Origin of the sequence: Siphonobacter aquaeclarae, assembly GCF_900103285.1 — a bacterium.
GTDB lineage: Bacteria > Bacteroidota > Bacteroidia > Cytophagales > Spirosomataceae > Siphonobacter > Siphonobacter aquaeclarae.
Genome location: NZ_FNGS01000002.1, coordinates 848,960 through 875,350, shown reverse-complemented (window position 1 = coordinate 875,350; position 26,391 = coordinate 848,960). Strand labels below are relative to the sequence as shown.

At 56.7% G+C, this 26,391-nt stretch carries 13 protein-coding genes; 1 reads left to right on the top strand and 12 read right to left on the bottom strand.

What is annotated here, in order from left to right; genetic code table 11:
- Positions 1 to 7 precede the first annotated feature (7 nt).
- Positions 8 to 3,118 (top strand): efflux RND transporter permease subunit, encoded by a 3,111-nt coding sequence (locus BLR09_RS07110; RefSeq protein WP_093199575.1) that lies wholly within the window; start codon positions 8 to 10, stop codon positions 3,116 to 3,118.
- On the opposite strand, the gene BLR09_RS07105 is transcribed toward BLR09_RS07110, so the two are convergent.
- From BLR09_RS07105 to BLR09_RS07050, 12 genes are all read right to left on the bottom strand, one after another.
- Positions 3,101 to 4,267: an acetyltransferase domain-containing protein gene (locus BLR09_RS07105; RefSeq protein WP_093199573.1), complete on the bottom strand. Its 1,167-nt coding sequence runs from the start codon at positions 4,265 to 4,267 to the stop codon at positions 3,101 to 3,103. The two genes, BLR09_RS07110 and BLR09_RS07105, sit on opposite strands and share 18 nt — an antisense overlap.
- Positions 4,257 to 4,550 (bottom strand): chaperone modulator CbpM, encoded by a 294-nt coding sequence (locus tag BLR09_RS07100; protein ID WP_093199570.1) that lies wholly within the window; start codon positions 4,548 to 4,550, stop codon positions 4,257 to 4,259. Before BLR09_RS07100 ends, BLR09_RS07105 begins: the two co-directional genes overlap by 11 nt.
- Positions 4,551 to 4,555: 5 nt before the next feature.
- Positions 4,556 to 5,461 carry a DnaJ C-terminal domain-containing protein gene (locus BLR09_RS07095; protein ID WP_093199567.1) on the bottom strand — a complete coding sequence of 302 codons (906 nt, stop codon included), beginning with the start codon at positions 5,459 to 5,461 and terminating at the stop codon, positions 4,556 to 4,558.
- 92 nt (positions 5,462 to 5,553) lie between these two features.
- Complete coding sequence (locus tag BLR09_RS07090; protein WP_093199566.1) at positions 5,554 to 6,132, bottom strand: YceI family protein; 579 nt, start codon at positions 6,130 to 6,132, stop codon at positions 5,554 to 5,556.
- A gap of 190 nt (positions 6,133 to 6,322) precedes the next feature.
- Positions 6,323 to 8,701, bottom strand: coding sequence for an ABC transporter permease (locus tag BLR09_RS07085; protein ID WP_093199563.1), 2,379 nt, complete (start codon positions 8,699 to 8,701; stop codon positions 6,323 to 6,325).
- A 172-nt stretch (positions 8,702 to 8,873) separates the two neighbouring features.
- On the bottom strand, positions 8,874 to 11,267 hold the full coding sequence (locus BLR09_RS07080; RefSeq protein ID WP_093199561.1) for an ABC transporter permease: 2,394 nt from the start codon (positions 11,265 to 11,267) through the stop codon (positions 8,874 to 8,876).
- Positions 11,268 to 11,437: 170 nt separating this feature from the next.
- Complete coding sequence (locus BLR09_RS07075) at positions 11,438 to 13,831, bottom strand: ABC transporter permease (protein ID WP_093199559.1); 2,394 nt, start codon at positions 13,829 to 13,831, stop codon at positions 11,438 to 11,440.
- 119 nt (positions 13,832 to 13,950) lie between these two features.
- Complete coding sequence (locus BLR09_RS07070) at positions 13,951 to 16,356, bottom strand: ABC transporter permease (protein ID WP_093199556.1); 2,406 nt, start codon at positions 16,354 to 16,356, stop codon at positions 13,951 to 13,953.
- Between the two features lie 6 nt (positions 16,357 to 16,362).
- On the bottom strand, positions 16,363 to 18,738 hold the full coding sequence (locus tag BLR09_RS07065) for an ABC transporter permease (protein WP_093199744.1): 2,376 nt from the start codon (positions 18,736 to 18,738) through the stop codon (positions 16,363 to 16,365).
- Positions 18,739 to 19,146: 408 nt separating this feature from the next.
- Positions 19,147 to 21,534: an ABC transporter permease gene (locus tag BLR09_RS07060; RefSeq protein ID WP_218126620.1), complete on the bottom strand. Its 2,388-nt coding sequence runs from the start codon at positions 21,532 to 21,534 to the stop codon at positions 19,147 to 19,149.
- Positions 21,535 to 21,582: 48 nt separating this feature from the next.
- Positions 21,583 to 23,967, bottom strand: a complete 2,385-nt coding sequence (locus BLR09_RS07055) for an ABC transporter permease (protein ID WP_093199550.1) — start codon at positions 23,965 to 23,967, stop codon at positions 21,583 to 21,585.
- Positions 23,968 to 23,993: 26 nt separating this feature from the next.
- Entirely contained in the window at positions 23,994 to 26,387 is a 2,394-nt protein-coding gene (locus BLR09_RS07050; protein WP_093199546.1) for an ABC transporter permease, read from the bottom strand.
- Positions 26,388 to 26,391 lie beyond the last annotated feature (4 nt).

Sequence of the window (26,391 nt, the reverse complement as noted above, 5' to 3'; positions counted from 1 at the left end):
TGAAGACATGTCCAAGTTTGTTGAGAAACTCGTCGCGTTTTCCCTCCGGAACCACCTGCTGGTGTTCTTTCTGACGTTCCTGCTCGTCGCCGGAGGGGTCGCAAGCTACCTGAATACCCCGATTGAAGCCTTCCCGGACGTCACGAATACCCGGGTCCGGATCATTACGCAGTGGCCCGGCCGCAGCGCCGAGGAGGTCGAAAAGTTCATTACCCTGCCTGTTACCCGGGAGATGAATACCATTCCGAAGAAAACGGAAGTACGGTCGGTTTCCCTGTTCGGGTTATCGGTGGTGACGGTTCTTTTTGAAGACGGAGTAGAGGATTTTTACGCCCAGCAATATGCGTCGAACCGTATCCGGAATGTCGAACTGCCGGAAGGCGCCGACGCGGGTATCGAACCGCCTGCGGGTGCGACGGGCGAGATCTTCCGCTACGTTCTGAAGGGCGATTTGCCCATCCGGGAGCTTTCGGCGCTGCAGGAATGGGTCGTGGAGCGGGAACTGGTATCCGTACCGGGCGTGGCGCAGGTAGTCAGTTTCGGTGGAGAAGAGAAAACATATGAGGTGCAGGTCGATCCGGTCGAACTCGCCAACTACAACCTCAGCTCCCTGGACGTTTACGAAGCCCTGGCGCGCAGCAATATCAACGTCGGCGGGGATGTCATTACGAAGGGCAATCAGGCCTATGCCGTTCGCGGCGTCGGCCTGCTGGAAAGTACCGCGGATATCGAGAATATTCTGATCGAAGATGTCAACGGTACGCCGGTGACCGTCGGAAACGTAGCGAAAGTCGTCGTAACAGCCAAACCCCGCCTCGGGCAGGTAGGCTTGCAGGATGAAGACGACCTCGTCGAAGGCGTCGTCATCATGCTCCGGGGAGAAAACCCCAGCAAGGTCATCGAATCCCTGAAAACCCGCATCGACGACCTTAACAGCCGTATCCTGCCGAAAGGCGTGAAGCTGGAGCCGTTTCACGACCGGTCGGAGCTCGTCAAAACCACCGTTAACACCGTGACGCACAACCTGGTAGAAGGGATCGTCCTGGTGTCGGTTTTTGTGTTTTTGTTTCTGGTGAACTGGCGGACGACGGTCATCGTCGCTTCCGTCATTCCCCTGGCCTTTCTTTTCGCCATCATCATGCTGCGGATACAGGGGGTACCGGCCAACCTGATTTCCATCGGGGCGGTGGATTTCGGACTGTTGCTCGAAGGAACGATGGTGATGGTGGAGACGGTATTTGTGGGGCTCGACCGGCGCGCACACGAGCTCGGCATGGAGCGGTTCAACAAAATCTCCAAGCTCGGTATCATCAAGCAGAGCGCGAGGACCGTCGCCAAGTCCATCTTCTTCGCCCAGATTATCCTGATCGTGGCCCTGCTGCCGATTTTTACCTTCCAGAAGGTCGAGGGAAAGATGTTTACCCCGCTTGCTTTCACGCTCGGCTATGCCCTCATCGGCTCGGCGCTGCTCAGCCTCACGTATGTGCCGGCGATGTGTAAGGTCCTGCTGACCCGGAATATCGTGGACCGGGAAAACCCCGTGACCGAATTTTTCCGGAACGGTATTTTCCGGCTGTTCAGGGGAGCGTTTCGTTTTCCGAAGGCGACGATTGCCGTCTTCACGGTAGCGTTCGCGGTTTGCGTGCTGAGTTTCGGGCGGTTAGGGTCGGAGTTTATTCCGAAGCTGAACGAAGGTGCGCTGTATGTCCGGGCGACGCTGCCTAACAGCGTCAGCCTGGATGAATCCGTGCGGCTGACGAAGGAGATGAAGGCCCGTTTCCGGAAATTCGAAGAAGTACGGTTTGTTCTCACACAGACCGGCCGGCCGAACGACGGCACCGACCCGACCGGTTTCTTCAACATCGAATTCCACGTCCAGCTTTTCCCGAAAGAAGAATGGAAGCGGAAGATTTCCAAAGAACAGCTTCTCGACGAAATGGAGCAGTCGCTGCGCGTGTACCCCGGCACGATTTTCAGCTTCAGCCAGCCGATCATGGACAATGTGGAAGAATACGTGGCAGGCGTGAAAAGTGCGCTGGTTGTCAAGGTATTCGGCGATGATCTCTTCCAACTGGAAAAAACCGCCGATCAGGTAGCCAACGCCATCCGGGATGTGAAAGGTATTGAAGATCTTAACGTCTTCCGGAATATCGGCGCACCGGAACTCAGGATCAAGCTGGATGAAAAGCGCATGGGCCGCTACGGCGTCAGCATGGCAGATGCGCAATCGGTGATTGAAATGGCTATCGGCGGGAAAGCCGTGTCTCACTTCTACGAAAACGAGCGGCTGTTTGATATCCGGATACGCTATGCAGGGCCATACCGGCAGTCGGAAAAGGAGATCGCGGCGATTCTGGTTCCGGCCAGCGGAACGTCCAAAGTACCCTTGTACGAAATCGCGGATATTTCCTTTCATACCGGCCCGGCGTTTATTTACCGGGAAGGCAGCAGCCGGTATATCGGCGTGGGGTTCTCGGTCCGCGGCCGCGACCTCGGCAGTACCATCGCCGAAGCGCAGGCAAAAGTGGCTGAAAAGGTGACCCTGCCTGATTCGTACCGCATGACATGGGCGGGAGAATTTGAGAGCCAGCAGCGGGCTACGGGTCGGCTGACGGTCATCGTACCGGTGTCCCTCCTGATGATATTTTTCCTGCTATACCTCAACTTCGGAAACCTGAAAGACACGCTGATATCCCTCATTACCATACCGTTTGCCTTTGTCGGCGGGTTTCTGTCCCTGTACCTGACGCACACGATTTTCGGTATCTCGGCGGGAATCGGGTTTATCATTCTCTTCGGCGTAGGTACAATCGACGGCATCATCCTCATCGGCGTGATGAAAGAATATCTCCGGAAAAAAGTCCCGCTGAGGAAAGCGATTGAAGAAGGCGTCTATTCCCGGATACGCCCGGTATTCATGATCGCAGTAATGGGTTCGGCGGGGTTGCTGCCCGCGGCAATGTCCACGGGCATGGGCTCCGAAATCCAGAAGCCCCTGGCGATTATGATTGTCGGCGGCCTGATCATCTGTATGATTCTGTCGCTCCTTGTCCTGCCTCAGGTGTTTTACCTGGCCTATCGCCGGAGCGGGAAGCGCGGGTCAGAGGTAGCTCCATAACCGGCTGGTTTGGCGGCTTTTGAAGCCCGCATACCCTTTACAGGGAAAGTACAGGCTTGCCACGATGGCGATCCATACCACATATACCCAGCCTAATGATACGCCCTGGTTTTGAACAACGCCGCCCGTTCCGTTGGTAAAGTGTATGTCGGACCAGGAAATCCCCGAAATCAGCATAAATACCACCGAGAGAAGATGGATCAGGTAAAAATGCACGATGAAGTAGAACAGGGGAACGCGTCCGTAAACCGACAGGAAGCTGGTTTTGCCCTCGAATACTGATAGCAGTATCAGTGCCGGGCCGATCGTCATCAGCGTAAACAGCAGCGACGGCGGGTATTTGGTGGTATTGAGAAACGACAGAAAGGTAAAAATACCGGTCGACTGCCGGCTCCACGGCGACGGATCGCCATAGCTATTCAGCAGCCGCAGCAGGACAAAACCGGCTACCGCGCCCACGCCCGTCCAAAGCAGTATCCGCTTGCGGCGAATGACTGAAACCGACCGGAAATACAGGCTGCCAAGGGAGTATCCGGCGAGCAGAATACCCGTCCACGGTAGGGCAGGGTAGCCGGAAATAACGATTTTCCCTTCGCCGACGGGCAATACCCCCGGTTGAAAAAGGAGCGTTTTCAAAACAGCGAGAACCGAACCTTCGGGCGCGCTGACATTATCCAGCAGGTTATGCCCGAAAATCAGGAAAATGGCGAGCGCCGGGATCGTCGTCGGAAACGGGAGCCGTACCATCAGCCCGAGTACGACCATACTGAACCCGATGGCCCAAATGACCTGGAGCAGGGTCTGGGAGTAGCTCAGGTTAAACCAAAGGCCGAAATTGACGATCGTTACTTCCAGTAAAATCAGCCATAACCCGCGGGTAATGAGGAAAGTACTATGCTCGGAATCCGGCTTCCTGCTGCCGGAAAGGCGGGCCGACATACCGGCGAGGAGCACGAACGTCGGCGCACAGAAATGCGTAATCCACCGGGTAAGAAACAACACCGGCGTGGTTTTGGTAAAGTCCAGCGGATCTTCGAAAAACGCGTTGATGTGGAAGTACTCCCGCGTGTGATCGAGCGCCATGACGACCATGACGATTCCCCGGAGGAGATCTATGCCGGAGGCACGGGCGGTCCGCTCAATGCTCATACAGCCGCAGCCGGTTTTTGAGATGGGATAATTCGTTTTGTACGTCTTCGAGCTTCTGGATGAGGTGCATCACCGCGTCCAGTCCTTCGATGTTGATATTCAGGTCGTCATGCAGGCGGATGAGCTTTTCGAGGCGGGCGAGCTGCCCGATTTCCAGGCCGCGTACCTCTTCCTGCACCACTACTTCGATGAGGCCGTATTCGCCGAGTTCTTCCAGAAACGACACCTCAATCTGATAGTGCCGGCTGCATTCGACGACCGTTATCCATTGTTCCGTTTCCATATGCGTCAGGATTCTGCCAATTGCCGGAAAAGTGCTTTTTGTTCGTCGGAAAGTTGAGTCGGAAGCTTGACAGACCAGGTCACAAACAGGTCGCCGGCTTCCCCTTCTTTTTTGTAAACGGGGAAACCCTTGCCCTTGAGGCGGACTTTTGTGCCGTTGGGCGTTTCCGGTTTCACGGGTACTTTGACCTTGCCGCCGAGCGTATCGATAATCACGTCGCCGCCGAGGATAGCGGTGTACAGGTCGAGGTCGACAGTCGCGTACAGGTCATTTCCGACCCGCTTGAATACGGGATCTTCTTCGATCTTAAAGGTAATGTACAGGTCGCCGTTCGGCCCGCCGTTGACGCCCTGGCCGCCGTAGCCCTTCAGCCGGATGACCTGCTCATGCGCGACGCCTGCCGGAATGGTAATGCGGATATTCTGCCCGTTGACGGTCAGGGTCTGTTTATGGGTTTCTGCCGCTTCGCGAAGCCCCAGGTGAAGGTCGGCGTGGTAGTCCTGCCCTTTAAACCGAGCCTGGCTTTGCCTACGACCGCCGCCGCCCATGTCGCCAAACATGGACTGAAAGAAATCGGAGAAATTATCGCCGTTGAAGCCTTCGGCCGACCAGTCTCCTCCGCCCGTGCTACTGCCTCCGGGCCGGCTGCTCTGTTGCGCGCGGCGTGCCTCCTCGAACTGATCGGCATGCTCCCAATGCTCGCCGTACTGGTCGTACTTTTTGCGTTTTTCCGGATCGCTGAGGACTTCATTGGCCTCGTTGACCTGCTGGAATTTTTTGGTCGCTTCCTGATCGTTCGGGTTCAGGTCGGGGTGGTATTTACGGGCCAGCTTCCGGTAGGCCTTCTTGATGTCGTCTTCGCTCGCGTCTTTGGTCAGTCCCAGTACCTGGTAATAGTCGATAAAAGCCATGATTGCTTGCGGTTGGCTCTGCCCCGTCAAGGTAAAAAAAGAAGGCGGAAAAAGGAAAAACCCCGGTCTGCGGAGGCCGGGGTTTTTTGAAATCAGGGTTGTTTGACGAATTCGGCGTTGATGCGGAGCACGATTTCATTGGCCACCGCGGTTTCCGGGAATTTGGCCCCGATTCCGAAATCAAGCCGGTTGACCGTCCCGCTGACCCGGAAACCTACTGTCGGTTTCTTGCCCATCGGGCTTTCGATCGGCCCGCGGACTTCGGCCTGCAGCGTGACGGGCTTGGTGACGCCGTGCATGGTCAGGTCGCCTTTTACTTCGTAGCGGTTGGTGCCAGTTTTGGTAAAGGAGGTGCTTTTGAACGACAGGGTCGGAAACTGGGCCGCGTCGAAGAAATCGGGACTTTTGAGGTGGTTGTCCCGTTGCTCGATACCGGTTGATACATTCGAGACATCAGCCGTAAATTCAGCTTTTGCGTCGGTGAAATCCGGTTTGTCGGTCACAATCGAGGCAGTAACGTTTTTAAAATAACCGTCCACGTCGGAGATCATGAGGTGCGTGGCGGTAAATCCTACTTTGGCGTGGTTGTTGTCCACTTTCCAGGTGGCAGCCTGGCCCATTGAAACGTGTGAGGCCAGGCCGAGGACGGCAGCCAGTACGAGCTTTTTCATTGGTTGAGGATTTGATTAGCGTTAGGGTGGCAAGGTAGGGAATTTTGGGCATGGGGCAATTGCTATGGCGGGACTCTCTCCCGGTGGTTGAGCTCCGTCGAAACCTCCGGCAGCCGTCCCTTTTTCATTCAAAACAGACTCGCCACGCCGGTTTCGACGGGGCTCAACCACCGGCTATTCCGCCACGACCTCACTCCGCCCTCAAACTCCTCACCGGATCCGCCTGTGCAGCCCGAAGTGCCTGCGCGCCGACCGTCAGCAGGGCCACGGTCAGGGCCAGCAACCCGGACACCGCAAACCATACCCAGCCAATGGGAATGCGAACGGCGTAGTCCTTGATCCAGCTGTCGAGGAAGTACCACGCCACCGGAAAGGCTAATAGATTGGAAATCAGTACCAGACGGAGGAAATCCCGCGAAAGCAGGAAAAGAATACCCGATACACCGGCGCCAAGTACCTTCCGGATACCGATTTCCTTTCTTCTGGTCTCCACCGAAAACGCCGCCAGCCCGAAAAGCCCGAGGCATGCAATCAGAATAGCTATACCGGTAAATACTGCCAGCATGGAACTGAGCTTGGATTCCGCTTTGTAGAGGGCGTCATAGGCTTCGTCGAGGAAGTAGTACTCGAAGGGATTGGTCTTTTCGTGACGGGCGAATACCCGGCCGACTGCCGCCAGCGTCCGCGGTACATCCGCGTCCGGTCGCAGCTTCAGGTACAGGCACCCGCCCTGCGCGACGAGCGCCCGCGAGGTATCCGGCACCACCTGCATACCCAGTCCGCCCATTTTTCCTTTCCCCGAAAACAGGTGAAAATCTGCCACGACGCCCGTTACTTCCTGCAAATGCCCGGCGAGGTCTACTTTTTCGCCGACCGCCTGCCGGTTGAGGTCCAGTTGGGATACTGCAGATTCGTTGATGACGAGCGGGTAGGCGGTCGTCCGGGTAGCCGCCGGCCGGATTTTCCAGGGTACATTCAGGGTGCTGAAAAAGGCTTCGTCTACAGCTGTCGTCCAGAAAAAGACCTCCTTGTTTTTCTTCGTTTTGACGAAATAGGCGTTTACGCCTGACTTGTACAGCGGCCAGCTTGCTACAGAAAGCTCCTGAATACCAGGTTGCTGCCGCAGCTCGTTCCGGAAACTGATGTAACGTGGCGCCAGGGATTCCGGCAGCGGCACAACGACGACGCCGCTGCGTTCAATGCCCGGGGACTGCTTCCGCAGAAAATCCAGTTGTTGTTTGACGACAAGGGTACAAACAATCAATCCGACCGAAATCGCAAACTGAAAGACCGTCAGCGACTGCCGGACGCGGTTGCCTTCTGTCTTCAGGAAACTGCCCTTCAGTACTTTCGCCGGCATGAATCCGGAGAGAAGCAGGGCCGGATAACTGCCGGCCAGCAGGGCCGTTATCACTGCCAGACCGATAATCCCGCTCCAGAAGAGGGGCTGGCGGGAAAAGGTATCGTCGATCGGCAGTTCCAGCAATCCGAAAAACACCGGACGCAGCCCTTCGACGAGCAGCAGGCTCAGGCCGAACGCCAGCAGCGTCATCAGCGCGGATTCGGTGTAAAACTGCGCAATCAGGTCGGATCGCAACCCGCCGAGCGCCTTGCGCACACCTACCTCCCGCGCCCGTCGCGTGGCACGGGCCGTGGTGAGGTTCATGTAGTTGATGAGCGCCAGGAGGAGTATCGCGACCGCAATACCCAGAAACAGGCGGTGGTATTGCTGGCTGTGGTCCTGCATACTGCCGTTGAGGTGCAGGTCGGTCAGTTTTTCGAGCGTGAAGGTATCCGGCTTTTCACGGCGTTCGCCCTCTTCGCGTTGTTGCAGGCGCTGAATGGCACGTTCAACGGCGGTTTTCGCTTCGCCCGAACGAAGTAAGAAGTACGTTTCAAACGACCCGAATTGTACCCGGGTATTCGTCAGTTGCTGGGTGAGGCCTTCGTCCCCCAGGTTTTTCTGGGTATCGAAAGAAATCAGCGCGTCGTACTGAAGAGTTGAGCGGGAGGGAATATTCTCCATCACTCCGGTTATTTCAAGGGGGATGTGGCCGTCGAGGGTGAGGGTTTTCCCGACAGGATCCGTTTTCCCGAAGTATTTGGAGGCCAGTTTTTCAGAAAGAACGACGGTATTCGGCCGGGAAAGCGAGGGCTTTCCTTTCGCCAGCGGAAAATGAAAAACCTTGAAGACAGATTCGTCGGCGAAAGCCAGCTTATCCTCAAACGAATGAAATGAGGCGTCGGTTTGGAGGACAGCCCGCGGCGCATTGCGGATACGGACATAGTTTTCGACCTGCTGCGGCAGCGCCTGTTTGGTCCGGTATCCGAACTGTGCCGACATGGCCGTGGTCTGGATGGTCTGCTCGCCGAACTGCGCCCGTCCCAATGTCTTGAAAATCCGCTCCGCCTCGGGATGGAACCGGTCAAAACTGTATTCGTGTGCCACATACAGGCCGATCAGGATACTGACGGCGAGCCCGGCGGCCAGTCCGCCGATGTTAAGCAGGCTGTAAAGCGGATTCCGCTTGAGGTTGCGGATAGCGATGTGGAAGTAGTTTCGAAGCATAACGGAGAGGCAGGGAGCATGGGGCAGGGGGCAGGGGGGCTGCCGGATGGCTGCTGCGTTTGGTTTTGGGTAATGGGTTTGTTGTGAAAAATGGCTTTAAGCTGTAGGCTATAAGCATTAAGCACAGGGTCCCGTGTATCCACCCCATGCCCTCTGCCCCATGCCCCCTGCTCTACTCAGCCTTCAGTGTCTTCACCGGATTCATCATCGCCGCGCGGACGGCCTGGTAGCTGACAGTCAGGAGAGTAATGGCCAATGCGCCAATGGCTGCGAGGGCAAATACCCACCAGGCGATATCGGTGCGGTACTCGTACTTCTGCAGCCAGTTGGCCATTCCGTACCAGGCCAGGGGTACGGCGATGGAGCAGGAGAGAATGACAAGCCCGACGAAATCTTTCGACAGCAATCCCCAGAGGTTCAACACCGACGCGCCGAGTACTTTCCGGATGCCGATTTCCTTGGTCCGCTGCTCGGCCGTGAAAGAGGCCAGGCCGAATAGCCCGAGGCAGGAAATGAAAATGGCCAGGCTGGCGAAGAAGGCCGCGAGTTTGCCGATACGCTCTTCGTCGGCGAACTTCTTTGCGAACGCATCATCTACAAACTGGTAGTCGAACGGCGCGGCAGGAATGACCTGCCTGAAAATCCGTTCCATGCGCGCGATCGCGTCGGATACGGGCAGCGACGGGTTCAGTTTCAGTACCATCCAGCTGACCTCTTTCGGATTCCGGAAAAACAGGCCCGGGCGTACCGGTTTGTACGGGGAGTCCTGAATAAGGTCCTGTACCACACCGATGATGGGGTATTCCCGGCCTTCCCACTTGAGGATGGTTCCGACGGGATTTTTCAAACCGGCAAACCGCACGCCGGATTCGTTGATGAGAACCGAAACGGAGTCGGTCGCCAGCCGGGGATCGAAATCCCGGCCCTGGAGAATATGCCAGCCAACGAGCTCTCCAAACCCTTCCGTCACCCAGTTGGTTGCAAATTCGGCGTCGAGGGCCGGGTCTTTTCCCTGCCAGTCAAACCCGCCGTTGCTCGACCAGACGCCCGTCACCGGACCGGAACTTTGCGAAATACCGGCGATGAGGCCGCTGGTTGTCAGTTGGTTTTTCAGGACGTCGTATTTCTGATGAAAGTCCGGAGATTTCATCTGGACCATCACCAGGCCGTCGCGGCTATACCCGACCGGCCGGTTTTTGGTATACTGAATCTGCCTGTAGACGATCATCGTACCGATGATGAGGGTAACCGAAACAGTGAATTGGATCGTCACCAATACCTTTCTGGGTACAGAAGCATAGCGCCCGGCCCTGAACGTGCCCTTCAATACCTGAACGGGCTGAAAAGACGACAGGTATAGCGCCGGATAACTACCGGCGAGGAGGGCGGTCAGTCCCGCGAACGAAACCAGCAGCAGCCAGAATACAGGATTCAGCCACAGTACTGTCATTCTTTTTCCGGCGATGTCATTGAACCACGGAAGACCCAGCTCTACCAGCAGCACAGCTGCCAGAAGAGCGGCGAAAACCACCAGCAGCGATTCGCCGAAAAACTGACCGATCAACTGGCTGCGGAGCGATCCGATCGCCTTGCGGATACCTACTTCCCGCGCCCGTTTTTCAGAGCGTGCCGTGCTGAGGTTCATGAAGTTAATACAGGCGAGCAGGAGCACGAATACCCCGATCAACGCAAATAACCAGACATACTCGATCTGCCCGCCGGTCTGATTACCCTCTTTGTCCCAGTGGGAATACAGGTGCCATCGCGACATGGGATGCAGGAAAATCTCCGCCTTGTACTTTCGGTCTTCGGGAAGAACCCGGCGGTATTTGGAGAATCGAATTCGGTTGTCGACCGTCGCAAAATCCGTATTATCAGCGATTTGTACGAAAAGCTGGAATGAATTATACCCCCACTGCCGGGTTTCGTGGGCGAAGCGGACGAAGGGGTCGGAGAGTACCAGCAGCTCCCACGGCGCGATGAACAGCGCGTCGCGGAGTTCGGAATTATAAGGAAGATCTTCGTAAACACCGGTAACCGTCGCCTCCTGCTTGTTGTCGATCTGGAGGCGACGCCCGACCGGGTTTCCTTCCCCGAAAAGTGCCACGGAAGTAGAACGCGACAGGAGAATGGAGTGCGGATCTTTCAGACCGTCGCGGGTGCCATAGTGCATCTTCAGAGCGAGCAGATGCGGCGCATCGACACCCATGTAGAGGCCGTCGCGGCTGAGCTGCCGGTCGCCCGAATTCAGAAAATGCCCGCCGATCCACGACGCCAGCGCCACATACCGGAAAGACGAACCATAGGTCGTTTTCAGTTCATTTTCCAGCGGCGCCGGAATGGCATATTGCGAGAATACTTCCCCGTTGGCCGTCTGGTGCTGCATCACCCGGGCCACGCGAGGGTAGTTTTCCGCCGTCCGGTCATAGGATAGTTCGTCGTAAATCCAGAGCCCGATGAGTATGGCAACCGCCATCCCCACCGCCAATCCCGACAGGTTGATCAGCGAGTACCCCTTGCTTTTCAGGAGCGTTCGAAGGGATATTTTGAGGTAGGTGAGGAGCATAGGTTGTGGAGCAGAGGGCATGGCGTCTGCCGGATGGCCGCTGCGTTTGGTTTCGGGTGACTGATTTATCGTGAAAATGGCTTTAAGCTGTAGGCTATAAGCTGTAAGCAGTAGAAAGACTCATTTTTCCTACAGCCTATTGCTTACAGCCTACGGCTTATAGCCTATAGCTACTCAGCCTTCAAACTCCTCACCGGATTCATCATCGCGGCGCGGACGGCCTGGTAGCTCACGGTCAGGAGTGTAATGGTCAGCGCACCTACCGCCGCCAGGAGGAATACCCACCAGGTAATATCGGTTCGGTACTCGTATTTTTCCAGCCAGTTGGCCATGCCATACCAGGCCAGGGGCACGGCGATGGCGCAGGAGAGTACGACAAGGCCGACAAAATCTTTCGACAGCAGTCCCCACAGGTTTAATACCGAAGCGCCGAGTACTTTCCGGATACCGATTTCCTTGGTACGCTGCTCGGCCATGAAGGAGGCGAGGCCGAATAATCCAAGGCAGGAAATAAAGATAGCCAGGCTGGCAAAGAAGGCCGCCAGTTTTCCGACCCGCTCTTCAGCAGCGAATTTTTCCCCGAAAACCTGATCCACAAACTGATAATCAAACGGGGCAGTAGGTACCAGACGCTTGAAAACGCTTTCGATTTTTGCCAGAGACGCCGAAGCGCTTTGTGCCGGGTTGAGCTTCAGGTTAATCCAGTTGACGTTATTGGAATCCATGAAGTACACTCCGGGACTGACCGGATGGTACGGAGATTCCTGAATCAGGTCCTGCACGACGCCGATGATGGTGTAGTTTTTACCGTCCCATTTCAGTACTGTACCGACAGGATCTTTGAGACTGGCGAACTTGACGCCCGACTGGTTGATGATAACCGAGAGCGAGTCCGTAGCCCGCTGCCGCGAGAAATCCCGGCCTTTGAGAACGTGCCAGTTGACCAGCTTGCCGAATTCCGGCGTCACCCAGACGGTCGCAAACTCGGCGTCGAGATTAGGATCTTTGCCCTGCCATTCGAAACCGCCGTTGCTTGACCAGAGCCCGGTCACAGGACTGGACGATTCGGCCATTTCGACAACAGCTCCGGTATTTTTCCACTCATTTCGAAGAACATCAAACTTCCCGTAGAAGTCGGGAGACTTCATCTGCATCATCACCAGGCCCTCGCGGCTATAGCCGACCGGGCGGTTTTTGGTATGCTGAATCTGCCGGTAGACGATCAGCGTTCCGATAATCAGCGTCACCGAAACAGTAAACTGCAAGGTAACCAGCACTTTCCGGGGTACAGACGCGTACCTGCCGGCCCGGAAGGTCCCTTTCAGTACACTCACCGGCTGGAAAGATGACAGATACAGCGCCGGATAGCTCCCGGCGAGCAGTCCCGTCAGGAAGGCAAAGGAGACTACGATGCCCCAGAATACCGGATTGCTCCAGAGTACCGACATTTTCTTACCGGCGATCTCATTGAACCAGGGAAGACTCAGTTCCACCAACAGAATCGATAGCGCCATCGCAATGAGGACGACCAGCAGTGATTCACTAAAAAACTGCCCGATCAACTGACTGCGGAGGGAGCCGATCGCCTTGCGGATACCGACCTCCCGCGCCCGTTTCTCTGACCGCGCGGTGCTGAGGTTCATGAAGTTGATACATGCCAGCAGCAGCACAAACACGCCGATAATGGCAAACAGCCACACGTATTCAATCTGCCCGCCGGTCTGATTGCCCTGCTTGTCCCAGTGGGAGTAGAGGCGCCAGCGCGACAGCGGGTGCAGAAAAATCTCAGCCTTGTATTTCTTTTCGTCTTTGTCGACGCGGTTGTATTTGGCCAGTTTGATGCGCTTTCCGACTGTTTCAAAGTCCGTATTATCCGCAATCTGCGCGAAGAGCTGGAAGGAATTATTACCCCACTGACCGCGGTCGCGGGCACGTTTTATCCAGTCTTCCGACTCGACATAGAGCAGCCACGGCGCGATGAATTCCAGCTCCCGGAAATCGGTATTATGCGGAAGGTCTTCGAATACCCCGGTTACCTTGACATCCAGCTTGTTATCGATTTTTAGGCGTTTTTCCAGGGGATTGGCATCGCCGAAAAAGGCCTTCGCCGCCGACTCGGAAAGGAGAATCGAGTGCGGGTCCCGGAGGCCGTTCCGCGTGCCGTATTTCATTTTCAGGGTGAAAATATGCGGGGCGTCAATGTCCATGTATACCCCCGTTTTGGATAGCTTCCGGTCCCCGGTACTCAGGATATGCCCGCCTACCCAGGACGACATCGCGACATACTTGAACGACGTACCGTAGGTCGTCTGCAGTTCTTTTCCAAGCGGAAACGGAATCGAAAACTGGGAACCCGTTTCGCCATTAGCGGTCTGGTGCTGCATCACCCGCGCTACCCGGTCATAGCTTTCGTGGTAGCGGTCGTACGACAACTCGTCGTAAATCCACAACCCGATCAGAATGGCGACGGCCATCCCTACGGCCAGGCCCGAAATATTGATCAGCGAATACGCCTTGTTTTTCAGCAGATTGCGATAGGCGATTTTGAAGTAGTTGCGAATCATAGGCTTAAGAAGCAGAGGGCAGGGGGCCTGGGGCAAAATCGGCTGACAAGGTCCGCTGTCACTGGGTTATCGTTGGTTTGATAGGGAGCGGCCGGCCTTTTGCAACCTGCCTGCCGATACTATTCCGCTTTGAGACTTTTAACCGGATTGACCGACGCCGCGCGTATGGATTGTATGCTGACCGTCAGCAATGTGAGGATTACCGCGCCCAGGCCGACTGCCGCAAAAATCCACCACGGCAGGCCCGCCCGGTATTCGTACTGACCGAGCCAGCGGGTCATGGCATACCACGCAGGAAGCACCGCGAGGAAAAAGGACAGAACGACCAGGCCGGCGAAATCCCTCGAGAGCAGTCCCCAAAGATTGACGATCGACGCACCCAGTACCTTCCGGATACCGATTTCCTTGGTTCGCTGCTCGGCTACGAACGACGCCAGTCCCAGCAACCCGAGACAGGAAATAAACACGGCCAAACCGGCAAACACCGCCGCCAGCGTGCCGATCCGCTCTTCGGCGGCAAACTTCTGACCGTACATACGATCGGCGAATTCGTATTCAAACGGCGCTGCCGGAATCACCTTCCGGAAAACCCGTTCAATTCCTGCCAGACTTTCCGATGCCGGTTTCCGCGGATTGAGCCGGAGCATCATCCAGTTGACATTGCTGTCGTCCCGGAAATAAACCGCCGGCCGTACCGCCGCATACGGCGATTCCATCAGCAGGTTTTTCACGACGCCGACGACCGTAAAGTCTTTGAAGCGGCTGCCGCTCGACCACCGGACCGTTTTCCCCACCGGATCTTTGAGTCCCATGTACTTCGCGGCGGCTTCGTTGAGAAGGATACCGGAGGAATCGGTCGCCAGATCCCGCCGGAAATCCCGGCCGGCGGCCATTTCCCAACGGACGAGTTTGCCGTATTCCGGTGTGATCCAGATTGTTCCGAATTCGGCGTCGAGAGACGGGTCCTTTCCCGGCCAGCTGAAACCGACGTTAGTGGCCCAGACTTCGGTCAGCGGGCTCGACGACTCCGCGATTTCTTCAATTAAACCGGCGGATTTCAGTTCGTTGCGTAAGACGTCCATCTTTCCATAGAAATCATTGGACTTCATTTCGAGCAGAACGATGCCGTCGCGGCTGTATCCGACCGGCCGGTTTTTCGTATGCAGAATCTGCCTGTAAACCACCGCCGTGCCGATAATCAAGGCAATCGAAACCGAAAACTGAATGACGACGAGCGCCTGCCGGGGCAGTGTCGCCAGCTGACCCGCCCGGAACGTTCCCTTCAGGACTTTTACCGGCTGAAACGACGACAGGTAGAGGGCGGGATAACTGCCCGCCAGCAGACCGGTGATGGCAGCAAACGAGCCCAGGGATACCCAGAGAAGCGGGGCGCCCCACGGAAACGTAATCTGCTTACCGGCAATGATGTTAAACCATGGAAGGCTGAGTTCGGCCAGGAGGATAGCCACCGCCAGTGCAAGAAAAGAGACCAGCAGGGATTCGCTGAAAAACTGCCCGATAAGCTGCCCGCGCGCCGAGCCCATGGCCTTGCGCACGCCCACCTCCCGCGCGCGGCGTTCGGAGCGGGCAGTACTGAGGTTCATGAAGTTGATGCAGGCCAGCAACAGGACAAATACCCCGATGACGGCAAACAGCCAGACATACTCAACCGGCCCGCCTGCCTGGGCGCCGATTTTGTCCCAGTGACTGCGCAGGTGCCAGTCGGCCATCGGATGCAGAAAAATCTCCGCCTTGTATTTCCGTTCTTCACCCGTTACATGCCGGTACTTCGCGTCGCGGATGCGTTTATTGACGGCAGCGAGGTCGGCGCCGTCGGCCAGCTCGACAAAAAGCTGAAACGAATTATTCGCCCACTGCTGCCGGTCTCTGGCGCGTTTGATCCAAGCTTCTGACTCCACGTAAAGCGACCAGGGAGCCAGAAACGTCATCTGGTGAAAATCGGACTGAACGGGAAGGTCTTCGTACACACCCGTCACCCGTACGTCCAGCGCATTATCGATGGAAAGCCGCTTACCCAGCGGATTTTGCCCGCCATATAATGCCCGCGCAGCCGACTCTGACAGGAGAATGGAGTGCGGATCAGCCAGCCCGGTACGCGTACCATACCGCATCCGGAGGCCGAGTAGCTCCGGCGCGCCGGTGTCCATGAAGATACCGGTCCGGGATAGTTTGTCGGCTCCGTTGGCGAGGATATGCCCGCCCATCCACGAAGCCATTACCACATGCCGGAAGTCACTGCCATGCGCCGTCTGAAGCTCGTTTCCGAGTGGAAAGGGAATGGGCCGCTCAGCGGATACTTCGCCGTTGATCGTCTGGTGCTGCATGACCCGCGCGATGCGGTCGTACCGGTCGTGGTATTGGTTGAATGTCAGTTCGTCGTATACCCACAGGCCGATCAGCAGGGCCACGGTCATGCCAATCGACAAACCGGCGATGTTGATCAGCGAATAGCCCCTGTGCTTGAGGAGGTTCCGCCAGGCGAGCAGGATATAGTTACGAAGCATAGTCCGCTATTCGGTTTTCAGGCTTTTTACGGGATTCATCATCGCCGCACTGATGGCCTGGTAGCTGACCGTCGCCAGGGTAATGGCGAGCGCGCCGGCGCCGGCCGCGGCAAAAATCCACCAGTTGAGCGACGAATGGTACTCGTACCGTTCGAGCCACCTGCTCATCGCATACCAGGCTATCGGAATGGAGAAGAGGAGGGATACCAGCACGAGCATCACAAAATCTTTGGACAATAGGCCCCACAGATTGAAGACTGACGCGCCGAGTACTTTCCGTACGCCGATTTCCTTGATGCGCTGCTCGGCGACAAACGAGGCCAGTCCGAACAACCCGAGACAGGAAATAAATATGGCCAGAATGGCGAAGAAGGTAGCCAGCTTGCCTACGCGCTCTTCGGAAGCAAATTTCCTCCCGTATTCCTCGCTCGAAAACTTGTATTCAAACGGCGCGCCGGGATCGTGTTTCTTGTAAATCTCTTCGATTTTGGCCAGCGCCCGGGAAGTACTGACCGACGGCTCAATACGCATCGTGATGACGTTCGACCAGCCCGGACGGAAGGTCAGAATAGTCGGATCCACCGGTTTGTAGGGGGAATTCATCACGACGTTTTTGATGATTCCGAGGACGGTATAGTCCTTCCCGTTCCATTTGATGGTTTCGCCGACGAGGTTTTTCTTACCGATATACGCCGCCGCCGCTTCGTTGACGACGAGCCCCGCAGAATCCGTCGCAAACGACGCGGAAAAGTCCCGGCCCTGTACAAACTGAAGCCCCATCGTCTTACCAAAATCAGCACTGACGGCTACTACGCCGAAGAGCGCCTGCTTGTTGGGATCTTTGCCTTTCCAGTCGAACCCGACCTGGTTGGACCACAGGTCCGTAATCGGTCCGGACGACTTGGCTACGCTCGCTACCACGCCGCTGCCGAGCAACTCCGTCTTGAAGGCTTCGTAGTTTTTCGAAATCTCTTCCGTGTTCATGTCGATCTGGACGAGGCCGTCGCGGGTGTAACCGATGGGACGTTCCTTCGCAAATTGGATCTGACGGAAAACGGCTATCGTCCCGATAATCAGCGTTACCGAAACCGTAAATTGCAGTACAACAAGGACTTTCCGCGGCAGCGACGCATACCGGCCTACCCGGAAGGTACCTTTCAGTACTTTCACCGGTTCGAAGGACGACAGGTAAAAGGCCGGATAGCTACCCGCCAGGAAACCCGTAAACAGTGTGAAACTCAGGCCGATGATCCAGAAAACAGGATTCTGCCAGGGCAGGGTGAGTTTCTTTGCGGAAAGCTCGTTGAACCAGGGCAGGCAGGCTTCCACCAAAAAGATGGAAAGGACGAAGGCAAACAGCGTCACCAGAATCGATTCGCTCAGAAACTGACTGATGAGTTGTTGGCGAAGCGACCCGATGGCTTTTCGGACGCCCACTTCCCGCGCCCGTTTTTCAGACCGGGCCGTACTGAGGTTCATGAAGTTGATGCACGCCAGCAGCAGCACAAAGCCACCGATAATACCAAACAGCCACACAAATTCGACACGCCCGCCGGTGATGACGCCCTCCTTGAATTCGGAATACAGGTGCCATTTGGCCATCGGATGGAGGAATACCTCCGGTTTGGCCTGGTCTTTGGGATCGTGGTTGAGGACGACGTTCTTGATCTTGGCCGATACCTGGTCAAAATCCGCCTGCGGCTGCAGCATCGCAAACGTTTGGAAGGAGTTATTATGCCACTCCGTTTCGCTGTTTTTTACCCAGGACTCGACGATCACGTAGAGGTTCCAGGGCATAATATGCGACAGCTCAGCCAGTTCGGAATTGGCTGGGAGGTCTTCGTACACGCCGGTGACTTTGACTTCTGTTTTGTTGTCGGTCCGGATGACTTTGTTGATCGGGTCTTCGTCTCCGAAAAGGGCTTTGGCCACCGACTCGCTCAGCAGAATCGAGTGTGGATCCAGCAACCCTTTCCCGGTGCCCTTCAGCATGTTGAGCGAGAGCATATCCGGCGCATCCGGACCCATGTAACTTCCCCGCTTGCGGAATTTTTTGTCTTTGTAGGAAAGAATATGCTCGAAGTTCCAGGAACTCGGAACGACGTACTTGAAGTCGGAATACTTGGCTTTCAGTTCTTTGTGAAGCGGTACGGGTACGGCGGTCTGGGTGCCCTTGTGACCGTCCCATGTCTGGTGGAGCATGACCTGCGCGATGCGGTCGTAGTTTTTGTGGTACCGGTCGAAGGTCAGTTCGTCCCAGATCCACAGGCCGATCAGCATAGTAACGGCCATGCCCGTCGCCAGACCGACAATGTTGATAAACGAATACGCCTTATTCTTGAGGAGGGCCCGGAGGGCCACTTTCAGGTAATTCCGGAGCATGAGAACGATCGTGTTTGTGGTCTGAAAGATGCTTTTCGGGCCGGAATTGTTGCATGTATTCCGGCAGATCACCACTTTTTTCAGAAGGATTTTGCCGGAACAGGATTGATTTCTTTGGGGGAAGGAAGTTCCAACCGGAAAAACATTCGCCGGACAGGCCAGAAAAGCCGTGCCCGGCGATAGGTCCGGAGGTTAAATTGTTGGTAATCAGTAAGTATTGCTTGTGCTTATGTCCGCATGCGGACAAGCATCGTCCGGATTCGGACAATTTGGGCATGGGGCATAGGGCATGGCGCATAGGGGACTCCTCAACCCGCCCGACCCCGAAGGGGTCAAACCCCGGTAACCCCGGGCGACAGCCCGGGGTTACCCCCTGACAGCCCGGTTACCTCCTGACAGCCCCGTCCCTCACTCCGACTTCAAACTCCTCACCGGATTCGCCCGCGCAGCCCGCACAGACTGGTAGCCCACTGTCAGCGCTGTGATCACGACCGTCGTCCCAATCGCCAGCAGGTACAAACCCGGCCCCACCGGCACCCGGTGTGCATAGCCTTTCAGCCACTCCGACATCAACCAGCCGGCCAGCGGCGCCGCGATCGCGAATGCCGCCCCGATCAGCAGGGCAAATTCCCGCCCGAAAAGCAGCAGTATCTGCCCGACACTGGCGCCCAGTACCTTCCGTACCCCGATTTCTTTCGTCTTTTGCGTTGCCATAAAACCTACCAGGCCGTATAGCCCGAGGCAGCCGATGATGATCGCGATGATCGCGAATACCTCCGTACACGCCAGGATAATCTCTTCCGTAATTAGAAAAACGGCCAGTTGCTCGTCTACAAAATACGGCAGCAGGAGGTAATCGGGGAAGGTCTCGTTCCAGAGCCGGTCTACTGCCGCGATGCTTCCGGACAGGTGCTGCGGACTCAGTTTCAGGCAGCAAGAGTAGTAACTTTTCGCTTCTGAAAACAACACGACCGGCTGTGCTTCCGATTTGGACGACAGGTTCGACCAGTCTTTTACTACCCCATAAATCGGCGCCTGTTTACCCCATGCTTCGAGGTTTTTGCCGATGACGTCGGCCGGGCGAAAGCCCAGGCGGCGTACATACGTTTCATTTACCAGAAATCCGCGGATCGAATCGGCTGCCGGAAAGGGTTTCCCGGCCACGAGCTTCAGGCCGAATGTGGTCAGGTAGGCCGCGTCGACCGGTTTCATATTGGCCGACCAGCTTTCCTCTTCCGGGCGGTTGTTGAACCGGTGCCCCGAATTACTGTTGAAAGTCGACGCCGGCGGGTACCCGCAAAACGAAACCTGCTCTACGCCCGGAATGCGCGCCAGTTGATTGCGCAGCCGCTCGATGGGTGCATTGACGGGGTCCGGAATATTCAGCACACGAATCGCCGACGTGTCAAAACCGACAGATGCCGTCCGGAAGTAGTGCATCTGACGTATGACGACGAGCGTGCTGATAATCAGCAGTTGTGTCAGGATGAACTGGGCAAATACCAGGCTTCGGCGGACGGGCATACCACCTACTTCACGACCGGAAATCCGGCCCTTCAGTGCCTGTACCGGCCGGAATCCGGCGAGCACCAGACCCGGATACGATCCGGCCAGAAAGGTGACAACCGTCGCGATTCCTCCCAGAAATACCCAGAAAAGTCCATCCGCCAGCGGATTTTCCGTTCCGAAGAGCGGAAACGGCAACCGCAAATGGCTGCTCCACCGTTGCAGAAAGGGTAATATCAGTTCCGTCAACAGCACGGCCGTAACAGCCGAGCAGCCCGTGAGTACCGCCGTTTCCGTAATAAACTGCCAGAAAAGTTGCAGCCGGGTTCCGCCGACTACCTTGCGCACGCCGACTTCCTTCGCCCGCCGGAGTGCCTGGGCAGTCGCGAGGTTGACAAAGTTGATTACGGCTGTCAGCACCAGAAACAACCCGACCAGACCCAGCGCCCAGAGTTGCCCCTGGTGTATGCCCCTGCCATACCGCTCTGAAAAGTGCATCTCCCGGAAAGGAACCAGCGGGTGGCCGATGGTGGCCGTTTTGTGGTACTTCCGGGAAAATGCCGGCATCGCCGCTTCCAGGGTGGCAGGCGAAGTACCCTCGCGCAGGAGCACGAAGCAGTTGGACCGGGAACTGAATCCCTGCCAGTTGTCGTACCCGCCGCTGACATATCCGCGGTGATTGGCGAGTGTGGCGTAGGAGATAAATACCTCATGCCGCCGGTCGGTATAGTCCGGAATATTTTCGAGAACGCCCGTTACCTGAAGGTCCAGGTCGTTGTTGAGCCGCAGCCGCTGGCCGCGCGGGTCGGCTGTTCCGAAGAATTTTTCGGCCATCCGCCGGGTCATTACTACCGTATTAGGCTGTGACAGAGCCGTTTCCGGCGTGCCGCTACGCCAGCCATAGTCGAAAATCCGGAAGTACGACGGCTCGCTGAAGCAGACCGTCTGCTCTTCGTTGAACTTGCCGGCAGGCGCAGTGATGAGTACGTTTTTCTTTCCTTCCACCGTCGCCACCTGTTCCAGAAAAGCATAGTCATTCCGGAGGGCGTTGCCGACAGGCTGGTGGGTACCCGGGTCATACTGGGCGCCGTCGGCTGTCAGCACCGTCGTCACCTGATAAATCCGGTCGATGCGGGAATGGTACCGGTCGAACCGTACCTGAAACCGGATCAGCAAAAAGATAAGAATTCCGCAGACCAGGCCCATCGTCAGGCCCAGCAGGTTGAGCAACGCATAGCTGCGGTAGCGCAGCAGCGTACGGATCGAGAGATGAAGGTAGGAGAGGAGCATAGGGCAGGGGGCATGGAGCATGGGGAGGGTAGCCCCATACTTCATACGTTATTCTGTTTTGAGGGTTTTTGCAGGATTCATGCGGGCGGCGCGGAAGGCCTGATAGCTGACTGTCAGGAACGTAACCGTGAGGGCTCCGGCGCCCGTCGCGGCATAGATCCACCAGGGAATACCCGTCCGGTAGTCGAACGTTTCCAGCCAGGAAGACATCAGATACCCGGCCAGCGGCGCGGCCAGGGCAGTGGAAAGCAGGGTCAGGATAACAAAGTCGGTCGACAGCAACTTCCACAATTGCAGCACCGACGCGCCGAGTACCTTCCGGATACCAACCTCCTTTACCCGCTGTTCGGCCAGGAAAGAAGCCAGCCCGAACAGCCCGAGGCAGGATATGAGCACGGCCAGAACGGCGAAAACGGTCGCCAGTCGCCCGATACGCTCCATTTCCACAAAACGCAGCGCATAGTCGTCACTCACAAACCAGTAGTCAAAGGGCATCCCCGGATTCAGTCGCTTGAATACTTTTTCCAGTGCCGCCAGGGAGGCTGCCGGCGACTGCCGCGGGTTCAGTTTGACGTGCAGGATAGCCGCCCAGTCGTAGTCAAGCATAAATACCGTCCGGAACGGCGCATGGTACGGCGAGCCCATCACCAGGTCTTTCACCACGCCGATGACGTGAAACGGCTTGCCGTCGGCCTTCACAACCTCGCCGATCGGGTTTTTCAATCCCATGAATTTCACCGCTGATTCATTCAGGATAATACCGGTGGAATCCGTCGCATAGGCGCGGGAAAAGTCCCGCCCGGCGACAAACTGAAACCCGACCGTCTTCCCGAAATCATGGCTGACCGCTACGGTTCCGAGGTTTCCCTGGACATCCGGCGCTTTTCCTTTCCATTCGTACCCGTTGTTAACCGCCCAGAGGCCTGTTGTCGGACTGGAGGATTGCGCCATGTCGATAGCCCCGCCGCTCGCCAGTACCTCGTTCCGCAGCATGTTGTAGTGTTTCACCAGCCCGGGTGTCTGGATGCGCATCCCGACAAGGTTGTCCTGGCTGTACCCCAGCGATCGGTCCCGCGCGAAATGTACCTGCCTGAAAACCACCAACGTACCGATGATAAGCGTGATCGAAACCGTGAATTGCAGGACGACGAGGGCTTTTCGGGGCAGCGAGCCGCTGCGGCCTACGCGGAACGTTCCCTTCAGGATACTCACCGGCTCAAAAGACGAGAGGAAAAAAGCCGGGTAGCTTCCCGCGACCAGACCGGTAACGACGGTAAATACGAAGGCAATACCCCAGAATACCGGATTGGTCCATTCAAGTGAAATATTCTTTCGGGAAAGGTCATTGAACCACGGAAGCGACAGTTCAACAAGCAACACCGCCAGCGCGAAAGCCACAACGGAGATGAACAGCGACTCTGTCAGAAACTGCCGGATCAATTGGGCCCGGATCGAACCGACGGCCTTCCGGATACCGATTTCGCGCGCACGCTTTTCAGACCGCGCCGTACTCAGGTTCATGAAGTTGATACAGGCCAGAAGCAGTACAAAGAGGCCGATAATGCCGAACAGCCGCACAAACGTGATCTGCCCGCCGGTGTTGAGGCCCTCGCGGAACTCTTCGTAGAGATGCCATTTACGCATGGGGTGCAGAAAAACTTCGGGTTTGAAGGCCGCGTCATCCCTGGATACCCGCCGCGCCTTTACATCCCGGATTTTCGCGGATACCTGCTCCATATCAGCCCTATCGGCAATCTGCACGAAGGCCTGGAAGGAGTTGTTCCGCCAGGGATTGGTTTCTTTTTCGCTCCATTTTTCATTATCGATAAACAGTTTCCAGGGCGCGATGAACTGTAACCCCCGGAAGTCGGAGCGGGCCGGCAGGTCTTTATAGACGCCCGTTACCCGTACATCGTACTGATTATCAATACGCAATCGCTTGTTCAGCGGGTCGGCTTTGCCGAATAATGCTTCGGCTGCCGACTCCGACAGCAGGATCGAATGCGGTTCGCGGAGCCCGCCGGAAGTACCGCGAAGGATTTCCAGGCTGAGCATGCGGGGCGCATCCGGCTCGAGGTAGCTGCCGTTCTGCGAAAGGGCGCGGTCGCCGGCAGACAGGATATGCGGGCCGTTCCACGACGACATGATGACATACCTGAAGTCGCTGCCGAAACGGGCCCGCAGCTCGTCGCCGATAACATACGGTACCGCCGACTGGGAAACGATGCTTCCGTTGAACGTCTGGTGCTGCATCACCCGGGCGATGCGCGGGTAATTCGGAAAGGCCTTGTTATACGAAAGCTCGTCAAATATCCACAGGCCAATCAGCATCGCGACGGCCATGCCGACCGCCAGACCGCCGATATTGATCACTGAATAAATCCGGTTGCGAATCAGGCCGCGGACGGTGATTTTGAGGTAGTTGCGAAACATAGGCGTATCAGGGACGGAAGGTCCGCTTATTCGTTTTTCAGGCTTTTAACGGGGTTAGCCGTCGCGGCCCGGTATGCTTGTGTGCCGATGGTCAGCAGGGCGAGGATACCGGCTGTCAGTCCGGCTCCGGCGAAGAGCCACCAGTCCATCCCGACGCGGTAGGCAAATCCTTCGAGCCAGCGGTTCATCAGCAGCCAGGAGATGGGGAACGCCAGCAGCGCGGCCAATCCGACCAGTACCAGCAGATCCCTGGAAAGAAGACCGACCAGGGCCGGTACTCCGGCGCCCAGTACCTTGCGGATGCCGATTTCCTTGGTCCGCTGTTCGGCCAGGAACGTAACCAATCCGAAAAGACCCAGGCAGGCGATGAAGATGGTCAGGCCGGTAAAGGCCAGCAGCAGATTTCCCTGGCGGATTTCGCCGGCATACTGCCTGGCGAAATTCTCGTCCAGAAACTGGTAATCGAAGGCATTCTCCGGATCAAACTGCCGGTAGATCCGCCCGATGTCTTTCAGCGCGGCTTCGGCGTGTTCGGGCCGGATGCGGACATAGACGTTATCCTGCTGAAAATCAAACGGTAACTGCAAAACCAGCGGCTCGATCTTGTGCTGGAGCGAGTAGATATGGAAATCCTTTACGACGCCTGCTACCCGCGAGCGGGCCTGGATTTCGTTGTTGGCGCCGGTCCGGAATTCAACCTGCTTGCCCACGGGATCTTTCCAGCCGAGCTGGCGGACGAGAGCTTCGTTGACCAGCACCGATTCGAAAATATCCGTCTTTCGCTTTTTGTCGAAGTTCCGGCCGGCTATCAGGGATATCTCCATCGTCGGAAGAAAATCTTCATCCACTTCGAAGCGCTGGGCGATGATGCTCGACTCGGCGATCTTCCCGTTTACCTCAAAATGAAAACCCTTGGTACCGATGTTGTTATTGCCGATAGGATTGCTCGCCGCAGACGCCGCCTGTACCCAGGGGCTGCGAAGAAGCTGCTCTTTGAGCTGCGGCATCCGCTTCCGGACCTCCATGCCCGGAATATGGAAGGACAATACCTGCTCCCGGTTGAACCCCAGGTCTTTCCGGGACGTAAACTGCATTTGCCGGAAAATTACTGCCGAGCCGATGAGCATCACAATCGTCACGACGAACTGCCCGGTGACGAGTACCTTCCGTAGCCGCCAGGCCGTTGCCTGGCGCCCGAGTTGTCCCTTCAGGGCCGGAATAGGCCGCAGACCGGAGAGAAAAACGGCCGGGTAACTGCCGGCCAGCAAGCCGGTGAGGAGGCAGAGCAGGAGCATCGAACCGGCGGTCCAAACCGGACCGAAACGCCACAGCGAGAGATCTTTCCCCGAAAAAGTATTGAAAAAGGGAAGCAGCAGTTCGGTCAGGAAAATACCGGCAACGGCCGCCAGCACAGTCAGCAGTACGGATTCGGTCAGGAAGAGACCGGCCAGTTGCCCCCGTCCGGAGCCGATGGCCTTCCGGACGCCGACTTCCCGCACGCGCAGGGCAGCCCGCGCGGTGGACAAGTTCATGTAATTGATCGCCGCGACGAGTACTATCAGTCCGGCAATCAGGGAAAAAACGATGACATACCGCAGGTCGCCATTGGCTCCCGCTTCGTAGTCCCGGTGCGAATGCAGGTGAATCGACGGCAGTGGTTGCAGGCTCAGCTGATACCGGACTTCGCCCATTTCTTTCTGCAGGTGATCGGGAAAAAAGCGGGCCAGTTTCTTTTCAACGACGGTCGGGTCGGAGCCGGACCGGAGCAGCAGGTAGGTATACAGGCCAAAACTCTGCCAGTTGTTGGTATATCCGGCGGGTAGTGAGCGTAATGCGCTGAAGTTCAGGTGAGAATGCGTCGGGACGTCTTCCATGACGCCGGTGACGAGGTTTCCGAAATGATTCGAAAAGTAAACCGTCTGATGGAGCGCTTTTTCCGGTGACCCAAACAGCTTTTCGGCCAGGGTACGCGAAAGGACGATGGCCTCCGGACGGGTCAGCGCCGTTTTCGGATCTCCCGCCAGGAACGGATAGGTGAAAACCCGGAAAACATTTGCGTCGGCAAAATAGATATCATCGGCACGAAGCTCGCGGTTGCCCGCCTTGAGCGTACCCCCGCCTTCGGGCACCATCCGGACCGCCTCTTCCACATCGGCGTAGTCCTGTTTCAGAGCTGGTGCAAACGGCGCGGACGTGACGGCCAGGTTGAGATGCCCGCCATCCCACGACGCTTCGTGTACCACCCGGAAAATCCGGTCGGCGTTGGCGTGGTACCGGTCATAGCGCAACTCATCTGCCACATACAGGCCAATCATCCAGGACGCTGACAGGCCAACGGTCAGTCCCAGTAAGTTAACCAGTGAAAACACCTTGTTTTTCAGCAGGTTCCGGAAGGCGATACGAAGATGATTGGCGAGCATAAAT